The sequence below is a fragment of the Promicromonospora aerolata genome (assembly GCF_042682255.1).
GTDB lineage: Bacteria > Actinomycetota > Actinomycetes > Actinomycetales > Cellulomonadaceae > Promicromonospora > Promicromonospora aerolata.
The window spans coordinates 5,695,711-5,710,337 of the sequence record NZ_JBHUHF010000001.1 but is presented as its reverse complement, the minus strand read 5'-3'; the positions used below and the strand labels follow the sequence as shown (position 1 = coordinate 5,710,337).

Annotated in this window: 14 protein-coding genes and 2 pseudogenes; 7 read left to right on the top strand and 9 right to left on the bottom strand. The window is 72.5% G+C overall.

What is annotated here, in order from left to right:
• Positions 1–45: 45 nt before the first annotated feature.
• Both ACFSL2_RS25455 and mtnN read left to right on the top strand, forming a co-directional pair.
• A pseudogene (locus ACFSL2_RS25455) lies at positions 46–495 on the top strand (S-ribosylhomocysteine lyase); the annotation flags it as partial.
• 92 nt (positions 496–587) lie between these two features.
• A complete protein-coding gene (gene mtnN, locus ACFSL2_RS25450; protein ID WP_377200514.1) occupies positions 588–1,328 on the top strand; it encodes a 5'-methylthioadenosine/S-adenosylhomocysteine nucleosidase in 741 nt (246 codons plus the stop codon).
• 74 nt (positions 1,329–1,402) lie between these two features.
• On the opposite strand, the gene ACFSL2_RS25445 is transcribed toward mtnN, so the two are convergent.
• Positions 1,403–2,317, bottom strand: a complete 915-nt coding sequence (locus ACFSL2_RS25445; protein ID WP_377200513.1) for a LysR family transcriptional regulator — start codon at positions 2,315–2,317, stop codon at positions 1,403–1,405.
• Between the two features lie 131 nt (positions 2,318–2,448).
• Between ACFSL2_RS25445 and ACFSL2_RS25440 the strand changes: the two genes are divergently transcribed.
• A complete protein-coding gene (locus tag ACFSL2_RS25440) occupies positions 2,449–3,765 on the top strand; it encodes an aspartate aminotransferase family protein (RefSeq protein ID WP_377200512.1) in 1,317 nt (438 codons plus the stop codon).
• Here the strand turns inward: ACFSL2_RS25440 and ACFSL2_RS25435 are convergent.
• The gene (locus tag ACFSL2_RS25435) at positions 3,744–5,648 is read right to left on the bottom strand and encodes a bifunctional 3'-5' exonuclease/DNA polymerase (protein ID WP_377200511.1); all 1,905 of its coding nucleotides are present in this window, start codon (positions 5,646–5,648) and stop codon (positions 3,744–3,746) included. The two genes, ACFSL2_RS25440 and ACFSL2_RS25435, sit on opposite strands and share 22 nt — an antisense overlap.
• Before the next feature lie 76 nt (positions 5,649–5,724).
• Here ACFSL2_RS25435 and ACFSL2_RS25430 point away from each other — a divergent pair, with 76 nt between their 5' ends.
• Positions 5,725–6,231, top strand: a complete 507-nt coding sequence (locus tag ACFSL2_RS25430) for a GNAT family N-acetyltransferase (protein WP_377200894.1) — start codon at positions 5,725–5,727, stop codon at positions 6,229–6,231.
• Between the two features lie 140 nt (positions 6,232–6,371).
• Here the strand turns inward: ACFSL2_RS25430 and aspS are convergent.
• From aspS to ACFSL2_RS25405, 5 genes and pseudogenes are all read right to left on the bottom strand, one after another.
• Positions 6,372–7,798 (bottom strand): annotated as a pseudogene (gene aspS / locus ACFSL2_RS25425) (aspartate--tRNA(Asn) ligase).
• A gap of 299 nt (positions 7,799–8,097) precedes the next feature.
• Positions 8,098–8,601, bottom strand: coding sequence for a hypothetical protein (locus ACFSL2_RS25420; RefSeq protein WP_377200510.1), 504 nt, complete (start codon positions 8,599–8,601; stop codon positions 8,098–8,100).
• A gap of 128 nt (positions 8,602–8,729) precedes the next feature.
• Positions 8,730–9,317: an NADPH-dependent F420 reductase gene (locus tag ACFSL2_RS25415; RefSeq protein ID WP_377200509.1), complete on the bottom strand. Its 588-nt coding sequence runs from the start codon at positions 9,315–9,317 to the stop codon at positions 8,730–8,732.
• A 25-nt stretch (positions 9,318–9,342) separates the two neighbouring features.
• On the bottom strand, positions 9,343–10,239 hold the full coding sequence (locus ACFSL2_RS25410) for an alpha/beta fold hydrolase (protein WP_377200508.1): 897 nt from the start codon (positions 10,237–10,239) through the stop codon (positions 9,343–9,345).
• A 50-nt stretch (positions 10,240–10,289) separates the two neighbouring features.
• Positions 10,290–10,619 carry an ArsR/SmtB family transcription factor gene (locus ACFSL2_RS25405; protein ID WP_377200507.1) on the bottom strand — a complete coding sequence of 110 codons (330 nt, stop codon included), beginning with the start codon at positions 10,617–10,619 and terminating at the stop codon, positions 10,290–10,292.
• Between the two features lie 113 nt (positions 10,620–10,732).
• Here ACFSL2_RS25405 and ACFSL2_RS25400 point away from each other — a divergent pair, with 113 nt between their 5' ends.
• Positions 10,733–11,383 carry a biliverdin-producing heme oxygenase gene (locus ACFSL2_RS25400; RefSeq protein WP_377200506.1) on the top strand — a complete coding sequence of 217 codons (651 nt, stop codon included), beginning with the start codon at positions 10,733–10,735 and terminating at the stop codon, positions 11,381–11,383.
• 169 nt (positions 11,384–11,552) lie between these two features.
• Positions 11,553–11,945, top strand: coding sequence for a DUF6223 family protein (locus tag ACFSL2_RS25395; RefSeq protein ID WP_377200505.1), 393 nt, complete (start codon positions 11,553–11,555; stop codon positions 11,943–11,945).
• A 16-nt stretch (positions 11,946–11,961) separates the two neighbouring features.
• On the opposite strand, the gene ACFSL2_RS25390 is transcribed toward ACFSL2_RS25395, so the two are convergent.
• Entirely contained in the window at positions 11,962–12,624 is a 663-nt protein-coding gene (locus tag ACFSL2_RS25390; protein WP_377200504.1) for a response regulator, read from the bottom strand.
• The gene (locus ACFSL2_RS25385) at positions 12,621–13,790 is read right to left on the bottom strand and encodes a sensor histidine kinase (protein WP_377200503.1); all 1,170 of its coding nucleotides are present in this window, start codon (positions 13,788–13,790) and stop codon (positions 12,621–12,623) included. Before ACFSL2_RS25385 ends, ACFSL2_RS25390 begins: the two co-directional genes overlap by 4 nt.
• Before the next feature lie 72 nt (positions 13,791–13,862).
• Here ACFSL2_RS25385 and ACFSL2_RS25380 point away from each other — a divergent pair, with 72 nt between their 5' ends.
• On the top strand, positions 13,863–14,627 hold the full coding sequence (locus ACFSL2_RS25380) for an SDR family NAD(P)-dependent oxidoreductase (protein ID WP_377200502.1): 765 nt from the start codon (positions 13,863–13,865) through the stop codon (positions 14,625–14,627).

Sequence of the window (14,627 nt, the reverse complement as noted above, 5' to 3'; positions counted from 1 at the left end):
CGGTGGACGGCATAGGCTCGTACCGTGACCGAGTCAGCCCCCCGCATGAACGTCGAGTCGTTCAACCTGGACCACCGCGCCGTCGCCGCCCCGTACGTGCGGCTTGCCGACCGCAAGCAGCTCGCGGGCGGGGACGTGATCGTCAAGTACGACGTGCGGCTCACGCAGCCCAACGTCGCGCACCTGGAGATGCCGACGGTGCACTCCCTGGAGCACCTGTTCGCCGAGCACTCCCGCAACCATTCCGACGCCGTCCTGGACTTCTCCCCCATGGGCTGCCAGACCGGCTTCTACCTGATGCTGCAGGGCGAACCCGCCTACGAGGACGTGCTCCAGCTCGTCGAGGCGACGATGCGTGACATCGTCACGGCGGGCGAGGTGCCCGCCGCCAACGAGGTGCAGTGTGGCTGGGGCGCCAACCACACGCTGGTCGGCGCCCAGGAGGCGGCGTCCGTGTTCCTCTCGGCGCGCGGCGTGTGGTCCCAGGTGTACGCCGACGGAGCGCCGGGCGAGGCGTCCGCCAGCGACGCAGCGGCACGCGACGAAGCGGCACGCGACGCGGCAGCACGCGACGCGGCGTCCGAGCTGTGAGCGACCTGAGGCCCGTCGCCGTCGTGCTCGTCGCGATGGACGACGAGGCCGCGCCGTTCCTCGACCTGGCGTCCGAGGTGGGCGAGCCGGAACATGTCGGCCTCGCCGCCCACCGGCACGTCACGCTCGGGGGCCGGCCCGCCGTGCTGGTGCGCAGCGGTATCGGCTTCGTCAACGCGAGCGCCGCGGGAGCGAGCGCGATCCTGCGCTATGGCACGGACGTGCCGTTGATCAGCGCGGGCAGCGCCGGCGGGCTCGCGACGGGCATCGCGGTGGGCGACGTCGTGCTGGGCGTGCGCCTCGTGAACGCGGACGCCGACGCCCGCGCCTTCGGGTACGTGCTCGGTCAGGTCCCGGGCATGCCCGCGGCGTACGACGCGACCGGCGCGCTCACCGACGCCGTCCGGCAGGCAGCGGGCGAGGTCGAGGCGCGTGCGTCCGCCGACGGGTGGGAGCCCTGGGTGCTGCGCGAGGGCACCATCGGTTCCGGCGAGAAGTTCGCCACCAGTGACCTGGCGCTCCGGCTCCGCGCGGACTTCCCCGAGATGCTCGCGGTCGACATGGAGTCCGCGGCCCTGGCGCAGCTCTGCCACAACTTCGGCTCCGCGTTCGTGTCGGTGCGGGCCGTCTCGGACCTGTGCGCGCCCGACGGCACCGAGTTCCTCACCCATGTCGACGACGCGGCGCAGCGTTCGGCGCAGGTCGTCACGGCGGCGATCGGGCTCCTGGCGCGCTGAGCCGCTGGTCTGCCGGCCGGCTGCCTGCGAGCTCAGTCCCGCGGCCCAGTCCGGCGAGCCCCGTCCCGCGGGCCCTACGCGAGCATGCCGGACTCGTCGGCGCTGGCCCGCAGCTGCTCCACGGCGCACCTGACCAGCGCTGCCCGATGCCGGTCCCTGTTGGCGTAGGCGACGATGCGGCGCGAGACTCCGGGACGAACCAGGGGCTTCGCGACGGCCCCCGGGGGCAGGGACAGCCCGGAGACGGCCAGCCGCGGCAGCACGGTGACTCCGATCCCCGCTGCCACGAGCCGCAGCGCCGCCCGGTGGTCGTCGAGCCGGGCGGCGTAGCGCGGGGCGAACCCGGCAGCGCCGCACGCGCTCAGGACGATCCGCCCGATCGGGCTGTCATAGATGTCGTGGTCGACCCAGGGCTCTTCTGCCAGGTCGCGGAGACCGACCTCGGGCAGGCCGGCCAGCGGGTGCGCCGCAGGGAGCACGGCCACGAGGTCCTCGACGAGGAGCTCATGACGCGAGTAGCCGTCGAGGTGGAGGCCGACGCCGTCGGCCGGTTCGGTACGGATGTCGAGGTCCGGCTGCCGGCGTCCGCGACCGTCGACCGGTTCGTTGAGGCTGATCTCGACCGTGAGGTTCGGCTGGAGCCGCCGGACGGCCCGCACGACCGCCGGCATCCACTGCTCGGCCGCTGAGGCGAAGCAGGCGACAGCCAGGTGCTGCCCCTGTCCGGCCCGCAGGTCCGCCACTGCCCGTTCGAGGCGTCCGAAGTCGGCCAGGAGCACCTGTGCCTGGCCGGCCAGCTCCCGGGCGGCGTCGGTGGCCGTGATCCCGCGACCCTGCCTCTCGAAGAGGACCAGCCCGGTCTCCCGCGCGAGCGCGGCCATGTGCTGGCTGATCGTGGCAGGCGAATAGCTGAGGTTCCGGGCCGCGCCGTTGATCGACCCGGCGGCCAGCACCGCGCGCAAGATCTCGAGCCGTCGTGGGTTGAGCATGACGCCGACCGTAGGGCAGGCATGACCGTATGGCATCAGCGAACGGTCGACCGCTTTTGTGTGCTTGTCCTGACTCTTCCGGCCGGTCCAGGATGGCCGTGTCCGCAGTGTTTCCGCAGGGAGGGATGACCATGGACACGACGTTCTGGGACGATGCCGACCGGCTCCTGATCCGCTACGGACCGAGCTTCACTCCGCGGGTCATCGAGCGGGCCTCCGGCGCGTACGTCTTCGACCGCCAGGGGACGCCGATCCTCGACTTCACGTCGGGGCAGATGAGCTCCATCCTCGGCCACGCACACCCGGACATCGTGTCGACGGTCTCGTCGGCGGTGGCGTCGCTGGACCACCTCTTCAGCGGGATGCTCAGCGCTCCGGTGCTCGGGCTGGCCGGGCGGCTCGCCGAGACGCTACCGGCGCCGCTGGGCAAGACCATGCTGCTGAGCACGGGCGCCGAGGCGAACGAAGCAGCGATCAAGCTGGCCAAGCTCTTCACCGGCCGCTACGAGATCGTCTCGTTCGACCGCTCCTGGCACGGCATGACCCAGGGCGCGGCGTCGGCCACGTTCTCCGCCGGACGGCGGGGCTACGGCCCGCCCACGCCGGGCAATCTCGCCCTGCCGTCGCCCAACGCGTACCGGTCGCCGTTCCGGGCACCTGACGGGTCCTACGACTGGGAGGCCGAGCTGGCGTACGGCTTCGCGCTCGTCGACCAGCAGTCCGCGGGCAGCCTCGCCGCCTGCCTCGTCGAGCCGATCCTGTCCTCCGGCGGGATCCTCGAGCTGCCGCCCGGGTATCTGCGGCGGCTCAAGGAGATGTGCGAGGAGCGCGGGATGCTGCTCATCCTCGACGAGGCGCAGACGGGCCTCGGGCGTACCGGGGACATGTACGCGTTCGAACGGGACGGCGTCACCCCGGACATCCTGACCCTGTCGAAGACCCTCGGTGCCGGGCTGCCGTTGGCGGCGGTCGTCACCAGTGCCGAGATCGAGCAGATCTGCCACGACCGCGGATTCCTCTTCTACACGACGCACGTCTCGGACCCGCTGGCGGCTGCGGTCGGGCTGACCGTCCTCGACGTCATCGAGCGAGAGCGCCTCGTCGCGCGTGCGGCGCGGCTGGGCGCTCAGCTCACCGAGCGGCTGATGGCGCTCCGCGACAGCTACGACGTCGTCGGCGACATTCGCGGTCGCGGCCTTCTCCAAGGGCTCGAGCTCGTCACGGACAAGGAGACCAAGGCTCCCGCCGACGCGCTGGGCAACGCCGTCACCGCGGCCTGCCTCGAACGGGGCCTGCACATGAACATCGTGCAGCTGCCGGGGATGGGCGGCATCTTCCGCATCGCACCGCCGCTCACGATCGGCGAGGACGACCTGCACGCGGGGGTGGACATCCTGGAGGCGTCCCTCAAGGCGGTGCTGGACGGTCAGTCCTTCGCGTCCGCGTAGCTCTCCGTCACGGCGACGCTGAGCGGAAAGTCCACCGGGAAGTCGCCGAAGAGCAGGCGCCCGGCCTCCTCCGCGGCGGCCCGCACCTCCTGCGCGACGGCCTCCGCGAACGCCGCGGGGGCATGCACCACCACCTCGTCGTGCAGGAAGAACACCAGGTGCGGCCGCCGGTCGAACGGCGCCGGCGCCAGGCCGGGCGTGGAGCCGGTATCGATCTCGCCCAGCGCCCACAGCCGACGGCGGATGGACGCGATCCAGCACAGTGCCCACTCCGCGGCGGTGCCCTGGACGACGAAGTTCCGGGTGAACCGCCCCCACGACCGGGTCTGACTGCGGGCGCGTGACTGGACGTCCGCCCCGGCGTCCTCGTCGAACGCGGAACCCTGCGTGGCGGCCCACGACTCGCCCGGCAGCGGCGAGCTCCGGCCCAGGCGGGTGGTGACCTTCTCGCCCCGCTCCCCGGCACGGGCCGCCCGCTCGACCAGGTCGATGGCCTGCGGGAACGCACGGGCGAGCCGCGGCAGCACCTGTGCGCTGACACCCGTGGTGCCGCCGTACATGGCGCCGAGCATGCCCACCTTCGCGTGCTCTCGGGAGTCGACGGCGCCCGTCGCGACGATCCCGGCGTACATGTCGGTGTTCGCGCCGTCTTTGCTGCGGCCCGCCGCGGCCATACGTTCGTCGCGGGCCAGGGCGGCCAGCACGCGCGGCTCGAGCTGGGCGGCGTCGGCGACGACGAACGTCCAGCCCGGGTCCGCGACGACCGCGCGCCGGACGTTGTGGGGAAGCTGCAGGGCGCCGCCTCCGGTGCTCGCCCATCGCCCCGTCACCACGCCGCCCACCACGTACTCCATGCGGAACCGGCCGTCCGGTGCCCAGGTGTCGAGCCAGTTCCAGCCGTTGGCGGTGTAGAGGCGGTAGAGCCCCTTGTACTCCAGGAGCGGGGCGATCACCGGGTGGTCGAGCTTCTCCAGCTCCCACTTGCGCAGGCTGCGCGCGCCCACGCCCGCGTACTCCATGGCGCGGAGCAGATCCGGATGGGAGTCGGGGTTGAGAGTTGGCGGAGCGTCGATGGCGGCCCGGATCCGGTGGGCCAGGTCCTCGAGCTTCGCCGGCCGGGCGCCGGGCCGGGGCCGTGGGCCGAGCGCGTCGGTGAGGATCTGGTCGTGGATGTCGCCGCGCCACGGGAGCCCGGCGTGATGCATCTCGGCGGCCGCGAGCGCCCCGGCGGACTCGGCTGCGAGCAGGAGCCGGAGACGGCCGGGGCCGGTGCTGTCCTTGATCGCGAGCAGCTGGGCGGTCAGCTCCGCGGCGGGGTCGAGGTCGCCGGCGCCGAGGTACTCGTCGTCGCGGCCATGGTCGTGCCGGCCGCCGGGCTGGTCGTAGCCGTCGCTCTCGTCCGTCCTCCGCTCGCTGCCCGGGCCCGCGTCAGGGCGCCGGCGGTTCCCCGCGGCCCGGCCGGACGTCGTGGGCGCGGCGACCTCGCCGAGGTCGAAGAGAGGCTCGGAGCCCGGGTGCCGGTCGGGGCGGACCAGCGCGGCCGCCGTCGGGCCGCCCGGGGGCGGGACCGGGGCCAGGCGGTCCCAGGCTGTGAGGCCCGCCTCGGCGAGCGCGGTGCGGGCCGAGAGGACCGACGCGCGCAGGACCGCGTGCGCCAGCCGCAGGTCGTGTGCCCGGTCGACCCGGACGCCGTCAGCGAGGAGCGCCGGGTACCAGTTGTTGGTGTCGTCCCAGGCCCAGCGGACGTGAGTCGCCTCGTCGGCGGCCACCTCGCGGGCCAGGCCGGACGCCTCGACGACGCGCTGCTCCCCCGCCGGCGCGCCGGAGTCGGACACCGACCGTAGGCCGATGCCCGATCCCTCTGCTGAGACGACCGTGTGCATGGGCTCATCCTGCCGTGGACCACTGACACTGCGGTGCACGGCCTACCTCGGTCGTTACGCTGCCTCGGTGGCCAAGATGACCAAGGTGACTCCCGGTCCGACCGAACGCCTCCGCTTCCGCGAGATGCACGACGGCGATCTCGACGACCTTGCGGCCCTCCTCGGCGACCCCGAGGTGATGCGCTACTACTCCTCGCCCAAGACCCGCGAGCAGGCACAGGGTTGGATCGACTGGAACCTGCGCAACTATGCGGAGCATGGTTTCGGGCTGTGGATCGTCGAGACCCATGACGGCGAGTTCGTCGGGGACTGCGGCCTCACCTGGCAGGAGGTGGACGGTGTACGCGACGTCGAGGTCGGTTACCACGTGCGCACCGCACTGCAGGGTCAGGGGTTCGCGACCGAGGCCGCCGCGGCCTGCCGCGACGCCGCCCGGGAGGCCGGCGTCGAGCGACTGACCGCGAACGTCCGCGCGGACAACATCGCGTCGCAACGGGTGGCGCAGAAGATCGGGCTCACCGAGTGGACCCGCAGCACCGGGCACGGTGTGGACGTGGTGGTCTTCGGCGCCGCGCTGGCCTGACGATCTCGCCGGACCGATCACCATCGGGCGCGGCAGCGTGTGGTCGGCAAGAGGCCGGGTGGTCGGTAGAACGTCAGGTGATCGGCAACCCGAGTTGCCGACCACCTGACGTTCTACCGACCACCTACCGAGCTACCGCCCTACGGCACCAGGCGGTGCAGGTCTCGGGGGAACGGCGTCACCTCGCGAACGTTCGCCGCTCCCACCAGGCGCGCCACCCAGCGCTCCAGGCCGATCGCGAACCCGCCGTGCGGCGGCATCCCGTGCCGGAACGCCGCCAGGTACGACGCGTACGACGCCGGGTCCTCGCCCCGCGCCTCGATCGCCGACACGTAGTCGGCGTACCGGTGCAGGCGCTGTCCGCCCGTGACCAGCTCGAGCCCGCGGAACAGCAGGTCGAAGCTGTTGCTCCACCGCTCACCGCCCGGGCCTGGCCCGCCCGGGGCCGAGCCCGGCTCGGGGTGCGTGTAGAACGGCCGCTTCGCCATGGGGTAGCCCTCTACGGCGACGAGGTCGGACCCGTGCTCGGCCATCGCCCACTCCCCCAGCGCCCGTTCGTGCTCGGGCGCGAGGTCCGGCTCGTCCGGGGCCGCCCCGACCAGTGCGAGGGCGTCGGCGAAGTGGATCGCGGGGATCTCCGCCGGGATCTCCGGCACCTCGAGACCCAGCCGTTCCACGGCTGCCGAACCCCGCACCGCGTCAGCCATCCCGGCGAGCACGTCGCGCAGCACCGCCAGCACGTCACGATGGTCGCGCACGAACCCGAGCTCGACGTCGAGGGAGCGGTACTCCGCCAGGTGCCGCACCGTGTCGTGCGGTTCGGCCCGAACACCGGGCCTACCTCGTAGACCCGCTCGAACACGCCGACCATCTGCTGCTTGTAGAACTGGGGCGACTGCGCCAGGTAGGCGGGCCGGCCGAAGTAGTCCACCGAGAACACGTTGGCCCCCGACTCGGTAGCGGTGCCGACGAGCTTGGGCGTACAGATCTCGGTGAACCCCGCGGCGTCCAGCGTCGCGCGGAACCCGCGCAGGCTCGCCGCTGCGACCTCCCAGCGCGCCTTCTGCGCGGGGTGCCGCCAGGCGATCGCGGCATGGTCCAGCAGCGTCGGCAGGGCCGCCGTCAGGGTAGGCCGCCACAGCTCGACGGGCGGTGTCTCGGCTGCGTCCGTGAGCGGCGTGATCACGGGCTCGGTGACCTCCACCCCGCCTGGGGCCTGCGGGTTGGCGGTGACCGTGCCGGTCACCGCCACGGTGGTCTCCTCGGGCGGCACCTGCGGCGACGCCGGAGGCGGAGCCTGTCCGACGCCGGGGCCCGTGCGCACCACTACCTGGGCGAGGCCGGTGCGGTCGCGCAGCACCAGGAACGTCACCGTCGCGAGCTCACGCCGACGGTTGACCCAGCCCTGCAGCCGCACGACCGACCCGGGTGGAACGGCAGGAAGGTCGTGCGCCAGGGTTCGGACGGGGGCACCAGCCGGCCCCTCGGGCAGCGCGCCCGGCGGCGTGCTGGTCGTGGTCGGAGATGCGGCCGGAGATGTGGCCGGCGATTGCGAAGGTGGTCTCATCAGTCCTCCAGAGAGCGAAGGCCCTGGAGGAGCGGGCGGGGGCTAGGTCGCGGTGCCACCACTCCTTCGCCGGGAGACTCCGGCCTCTCGTCGGTACGCCGTACGCGCGGGCAGGGCGCTCGCCCGGTCGTCCGGGCCGAGGGTCGTCACGCCTCACGCTCGCCACCACCCACGGTATGCCCGACGCCGGGAGGGCCGCCACAGCATTTCCCGGAACCGGACCAGGAGGCACGGTGGACACGACGGCGGGGCCCCGGCCCTCGGTCAGGACCCCGCCGATCGTGCAGCCGTCGGGCCGCTCAGCCCCACCCCTGCTCGTTCTGCTGGTCATCACCCTGCTGCTGCGAGCCGTACTGGCCGCCCTGTCCTTCGGTGCCGAACTCGGACCCGGGCTCCGTGGTGCCCTCCGACTGCTCACCGGACTGTCCGTAGGACGAGCCCTCGCCCTGCCCGTACGACTCGCCCTGCGAGCCCTGCTGCTGCCCCTGCTGCGACTCGCCGTACGACGCACCCTGCGACTCCTCGCCCTGGCCGTAGGACGAACCCTGCGGCTCCCCGCCCTGGCCGTACGACTCCGTCGAACCGGACTGCCCGTACGACTCACCCTGCGAACCCTGCTGCCCCTGCTGCGACTCGCCGTAGGACGAACCCTCGCTGCTCTGCGACTGGCCCTGCGACCCGAAGTCCTCCGACTCCTCCTGCGAGCCGTAGCCCTCGGAGGTGTTCTCGCTCGAGCCGAACTCCGACGTCGGCTCCTGCCCGTACTGGCCGCCCTGCTCCGGCTGCCCATAGTTCTCGGTCATGACTGCTCCTCGCGTGCGCGCTGCGCGGAGGTGCCGAATTGCATCCCCCTGCGGGGCCGGGTGAAAAACCCGCACCCACAAGCAACGTACCCAGGCCGCTGGAGACACGCCACAGATGCCCGGACGAGTCAGCGCACCAGCGTGAAACCGCCGGTCCACGGCACGACGTCGCCCATCGCGAGGCTGAGCTGCAGGTATCCGGTGGCTTCCAGCTCCTCGGCGCGGGCCAGGGGGCCGACGTCGATCCCCTGCGCTCCCGAGGCGTCGACGGCGTCGATCAGGGCGGTCTTCGCGTCGGCGTCGTCCCCGGCGACGAGCACGGTCACGGGGACGGGCGGCGCCCCGTCCGCGGCCAGCTCACCGGAGGCGAGCGTGGCGGCGAACGTGGTGTTGAACGCCTTGAGCACCCGCGACTGCGGCAGGCGCGTGCTGAGCTCGGCGGCGGCGCTCCCCGCCTTGATCTCGCGGCGGCGCCCCTCCGGCAGGTCGACGGGGTTCGTGATGTCCACGACGATCTTGCCGGCCAGCTGGTCGGTGAACTGCGCGGCGACCTCGCCGAGCGCCTCGTACGGCACAGCGAGCACGACGACGTCCCCGGTGAAGGCGTCGACGTCGTCGCCGTGCGCCACGTTCTGCACCGGGACGCCGCCGCGCTCCGCCAGAGCCGTGATCGCGCCGCCCATGTTTCCCGTACCGATGATCGTGAAGCCGCTCATGCTCCCAGGCTCACACGCGAGGCCGTCACCCGCAGCCGTGCGCGGCGTCGTCGACCAGACCGTCGAGCCACTGCCGTACGGCCTGCCCGACGGCGGCGGTGTCCTCCAGGGGTGCGAGGTGTCCGCGCCCCTCGAACGCCACCACTTCTGGGTCGCCGGGGAGCACCGCCCGGAGACGCGCCGCCTGCTCGAACGGGATCCACGGGTCCTCGACGCCCCAGCCGATGCGGACCGGGCAGCGCACCTGGCCGAGCCGGTCCACGATCGGAGCGGTGTGGGTGGGTGAGAGTTGAGCGATCTGCCGGTAGAACGCGGCTTGTCCGGCCTGGTCGAGCCACGGTTCGGCGAGCGCCTCGACGGCGTCGTCGGCCAGGTGGTGGTTGGCTGCGCCGGCGATGTACTCGCGGACGAGGGCCGCGTGCAGCGGGCCGGGCACCGCCGCGAAGACCGGCTCGTGCTCGGCCACGAGCCGGAAGAACGGTGATCCCCACGGGTCCAGCGTCACGATGTCGAGCAGGAAGAGGCTCGCCATGTCGACGTCCTCCAGGAGGTGCGCGCCCAGCGCCACCGCTCCACCGATGTCGTGGGCGAGCACGTGCGGCCGGTCGAGCGACCAGTGCCGCAGCAGGGCCGCGAACCGATGCCGCTGGGCGACGAGGTCGACCGGGTACGCACGGTCCTTCGGCGATGCGCCGTATCCCGGCATGTCCCAGAGGAACACGCGGTGGTCCTGGCTCAGGGTCTGCGCCACCGGCGCCCACACGCGTGCCGACCACGGCGTGCCGTGGCAGAGCACCACGTCACCGACCGGCGTGCGCCCCTCCGGCTCGAGCAGGTAGGTGGCGACCGGAGCCCCGCCGACGTCGACGAGGACGGGGGCCGGCAGGACGGGCACGGCGGCTGGCGACCGATGAGCAGGCATGCGCCGACGGTAGGTGCGCCGGCCCCGCGGGTCCACCCTGGTGCGCGCGGCTACTTGAGACCTACCGGTGTCGCGTCCGCGGGCGCGGCACTGAGCAGCGCGGCGAGGAGCCCCGGAAAACACTCCTCCAGGTCGTCGGCCCGCAGACGTACGTAGCATCGCGTGCCCTCGTCGCGGGTCCGGGTCACGCCGGCGCTGCGGAGGGTCTTCATGTGGTGGCTCAGCGTCGACTTCGAGACAGGCGCGTCGAGCTCGCCCCACTGGCGTTCCTCACCGTCCGCCAGGAGGTAGACCACACCGAGGCGAAGCGGGTCGGCCAGGGCGGACAGCACCTTGGCCAGCTTCATCTCGCTGACACCAGGGTGGTCGGCGTTCCGCATGGCGCCATCGTAACCAGTCGGCAGTACCAGGTTAGGCCCACCTAACCCGGTTGCTATGCTCACCTCGTGATGACACATTGTCAGCACGTTGCGCCTGCGTCGGAGGAGAGTTCATGAGCCTGGCCGTCGAGGAAGACATCCCGCTGTCCGCCCTGCTCCGGGAGGGCACCCGCGCCGACCACGGTGCCGCCAACTCCGAGGACTTCATCGAGCAGCTCCTGTCCGGCGCACTGAACCGGGCGGCGTACGCGGACCTCTCGGCCCAGCTGCTCCTGGTCTACGAGGCGCTCGAAGCGGCGAGCGCCACGGTGCGCGACGACGAGCGCGGGGCCGGTCTCGTGTTCAACGAGCTCACGCGCGTTCCGGCGATCGAGCAGGACCTTGCCTACCTCTACGGACCGTCCTGGCGCGACGAGATCGAGACCCTGCCCGCGACCCGCGACTACGCGGACCGCATCCGGGCGGTCAGCGGCAGCCTTCCGCACTATGCCGCGCACTCGTACACGCGCTACCTGGGCGACCTGTCGGGCGGGCAGATCGTGCGGCGCATGATGAAGCAGCACTACGGACTGGACGGCGACGGAGTGGCCTTCTACACGTTCCCGGACATCCCGAAGATCAAGGTGTTCAAGGACGCGTACCGCAACCGGCTCGACAGCCTGGCCCTGGACCAGGACGAGGTGGACACCACGCTCACGGAGGCACACCACGCGTTCCACCTGAACCGCGTGGTCTTCACCGCGCTCGCCGAGATCCACTGCTGACGCCCTGACCGGGCTGACGCTCTGATCAGAGCCGACCCCGGTGGTACGACGCCGCGCGCCCGTACCACCGGGGTGGGTACCCCTGTCGCAACTCCGGTCCGACGACGGGAGGCCGCGCCGGTACCTAGCGTGCAGCGTGTACTCGTCACGCGAACGAAGGGAAACCATCATGCCCGTCCATCACCTGCTCGCAGGCGCCGTCCCAGCGGTCGCGCACGTCACGCTCGCGGCCCAGGGCGCCGACTCGTACGCCCTGACCTCCGGCCGCCTCTGGAGCATCGTGGCGATCGGGCTCGCGCTCGTCGGCGTGGTCATCGGCGGGCTGACACTGGCCCGCCCGGGCAGTCGGATCGGTACCGACACCGGTCGGCTCGGCGCCGTACTCACACTGGGCGCCGGACTGGCCGGCGCCGTCGCCGGCGCCCTGGTCGTGGCCACCTCCGGCGGTCAGCTCGGCACCGGCGGCGGGCTGGCCGGGGGCGTCATCGCCATCATGATCGGGCTGGTCGGTGCCGCCGTCGGCGGGCTGGCCCTGGCACGTGCCGGCCGCAGCACGACCTGACCGGCCCGACAGCCGGTCAGGATTCGGCGAGCCAGCCGGGGACCGTCAACCCGGACTCGTACGCGAGGATCACCAGCTGCGAGCGGTCCCGAACCTGAGCCTTGGTCATGATGCGGCTGACGTGCGTCTTCGCGGTGGCCGGGCTCAGCACCAGCCGCGCGGCGATCTCGGAGTTGGACAGGCCCTCCGCGACCAGCACCATCACCTCGCGCTCCCGCTGGGTGAGCGCGCTCAGCCGAGGCCTGGGATCGGGGTGCGTGACCCGGGCGGCGAACTCGGCGATCAGCCGTCGCGTGATCGCCGGCGCGATCAACGCGTCTCCCCGGGCCACGACCCGCACGCCGTGGATCAGCTCCGCCGGCTCGCTGTCCTTGACCAGGAACCCGCTGGCACCGGCCCGCAGTGCGCCGTAGACGTACTCGTCCAGGTCGAACGTGGTCAGAATGATCACGCGGACCCGGGTGTTCGCGGCGATCTCCCGGGTAGCGGCGAGGCCGTCCACCCCAGGCATCCGGATGTCCATCAGGACGACGTCCGGGCAGTGCTGCCGGGCAAGTCGGGCCGCCTCACCGCCGTCGGCCGCCTCGCCGACCACCTCGATACCCTCCTCGCCCTCCAGGATGGACCGGAACCCGGCGCGGACCAGCGCCTGGTCGTCCGCGAGCAGCACCCGGATCATGCCGGGCCGCCGGTCGCCGGCGCCGGGCCGGACGACGTCGGACCGGGCGACACCATGCCCTGCGCCGGCAGCCGGGCGTGCACCCGGAAGCCGCCGTCCCTCCGCGGGCCCGTGTCCAGCGACCCGCCCAGCGCCCGGGCGCGTTCCGCCATGCCGAGAATGCCGTTGCCCGGTTCACCCGGAGTGGCGGTGCCGTCGTCCTCGACCTGCACGAGCAGGTCGCCCGCGTCGGGCACGACCCGGACGACGGCGCCCGACGCCGCGGCGTGCCGGACCACGTTGGTGAGCGCCTCCTGGACGATCCGGTACGCCGCCGGTCCGGTCTCCGGCGGCAGCTGCCGGACCTCGGCGAACTCGGTGCGCACCCGCAGCCCAGAGGCTTCGGCGACGGCCACCAGGCCGCCGAGCTGCGCAAGGCCTGGCGCAGGAGCGGTCGACGGCTCTCCGTCCTGCCGCAGCACGCCGAGCGTCGCACGCAGCTCGCGCAGCGTCTCCTTGCTGGCCCGCTTGATCGCGATCAGCGCCTGCTCGGAACGCTCTGGGTCCGGACGGTGCAGCGCGGCGCTGGCCTGCACATTGATCAGCGAGAGGTGGTGGCCGAGCACGTCGTGCACCTCGCGCGCAATGCGCAGCCGTTCCTCGGTGGCCCGACGCAGGGCCTCCTCCTCGACACGCCGCTCGGCGGCGAGCGCCCGGGCCGCCGCCTCGGCGAGGTAGGCGCGGCGGTTGCGGGTCACACCGACGATCACCGCGATCAACCAGCCGGCGTGCAACAGCGTCGCACCGTTCGACCTCTCCCGGTCGAAGCCGTCCGCGAGTGCGAACGCGACGACGGACGCGACACCGAGCCCGATGGCGGTCGTGAGGTATCCCTCGTCGACGACCGTGTAGAGCGCGACGACGAACACCAGCATGATCGGGCCGGGCTGCTGCAGGAGCACTCCGTACGCGCTGACTGCGGCCAACGCCACCACACCCACCGGCACCGGGTACCGTCGGCGGACGTACAGCGCGGCCGAGGACGCCAGCACCACCACCAGCGCCGTCCACTCCCTACCGGTGCTGATGCTGCCTGCCTGCACCAGCAGGCCGATGACGGCCACCACGCCGACGGTGAGCACGAGACTCACCTCCGCCGTCCGGCCACGCCACCGCCACCTCGACATGCGGGAAGCCTACGTCCAGCTCATGCATGGTAATTTGTTCGATGTTCTACGAACATCGAACAAGGAGACGTGTTGACATCCCAGCTCTCTGAGGACCTTGCCGGCAAGGTAGTCATCGTCACCGGTGCCGGGTCAGGCATCGGCCGAGCGACCGCCCGCTCCTTCTCTCGCGCCGGAGCGCACGTGCTCGGCGTCGGACGCCGTGCACCTGCCCTGGCGGAGACGGCCGGCGGGCACCCGGGGATCGCCACGCTCTCGACCGACCTGCGCGCGCCGGAAGCGCCCCGGCAGGTCGTCGACGCCGCGACGGAGCGCTGGGGCCGCCTGGACGCGCTGGTCAACAACGCGGGCGCCACCGCGATGATGTCGCTGGCCGACACCACCACCGAGGGCATCGACGGGCTGTTCAGCCTCAACGTCACCGCGCCCAGCCTGCTCGCGAGCGCCGCCCTGCCGCACCTGCTCCGGTCCAAGGGGTCGATCGTCAACGTCTCCAGCACCTACGGGCACCGGCCGCTGCCCGGCGCCGCCCACTACGCGGCGTCCAAGGCCGCCCTCGAACAGCTGACCCGCAGCTGGGCGCTGGAGCTGGCCCCCGACGGCGTCCGTGTCAACGCCGTGGCACCCGGCCCTACCGAGAGCCAGGCGCTCACCGCCGCCGGGCTGCCCGCTGCCACCGTCGAGCAGATCAAGCGCGACGAGGCCGCCCGTATCCCGCTCGGCCGACGGGGCGAACCCGACGAGGTCGCCACCTGGATCGTGCGGCTGGCCGACCCGGCGGCGACCTGGCTCACCGGCCAGGTCCTCGCGGTCGACGGCGGCCTGCACCTCACCTGA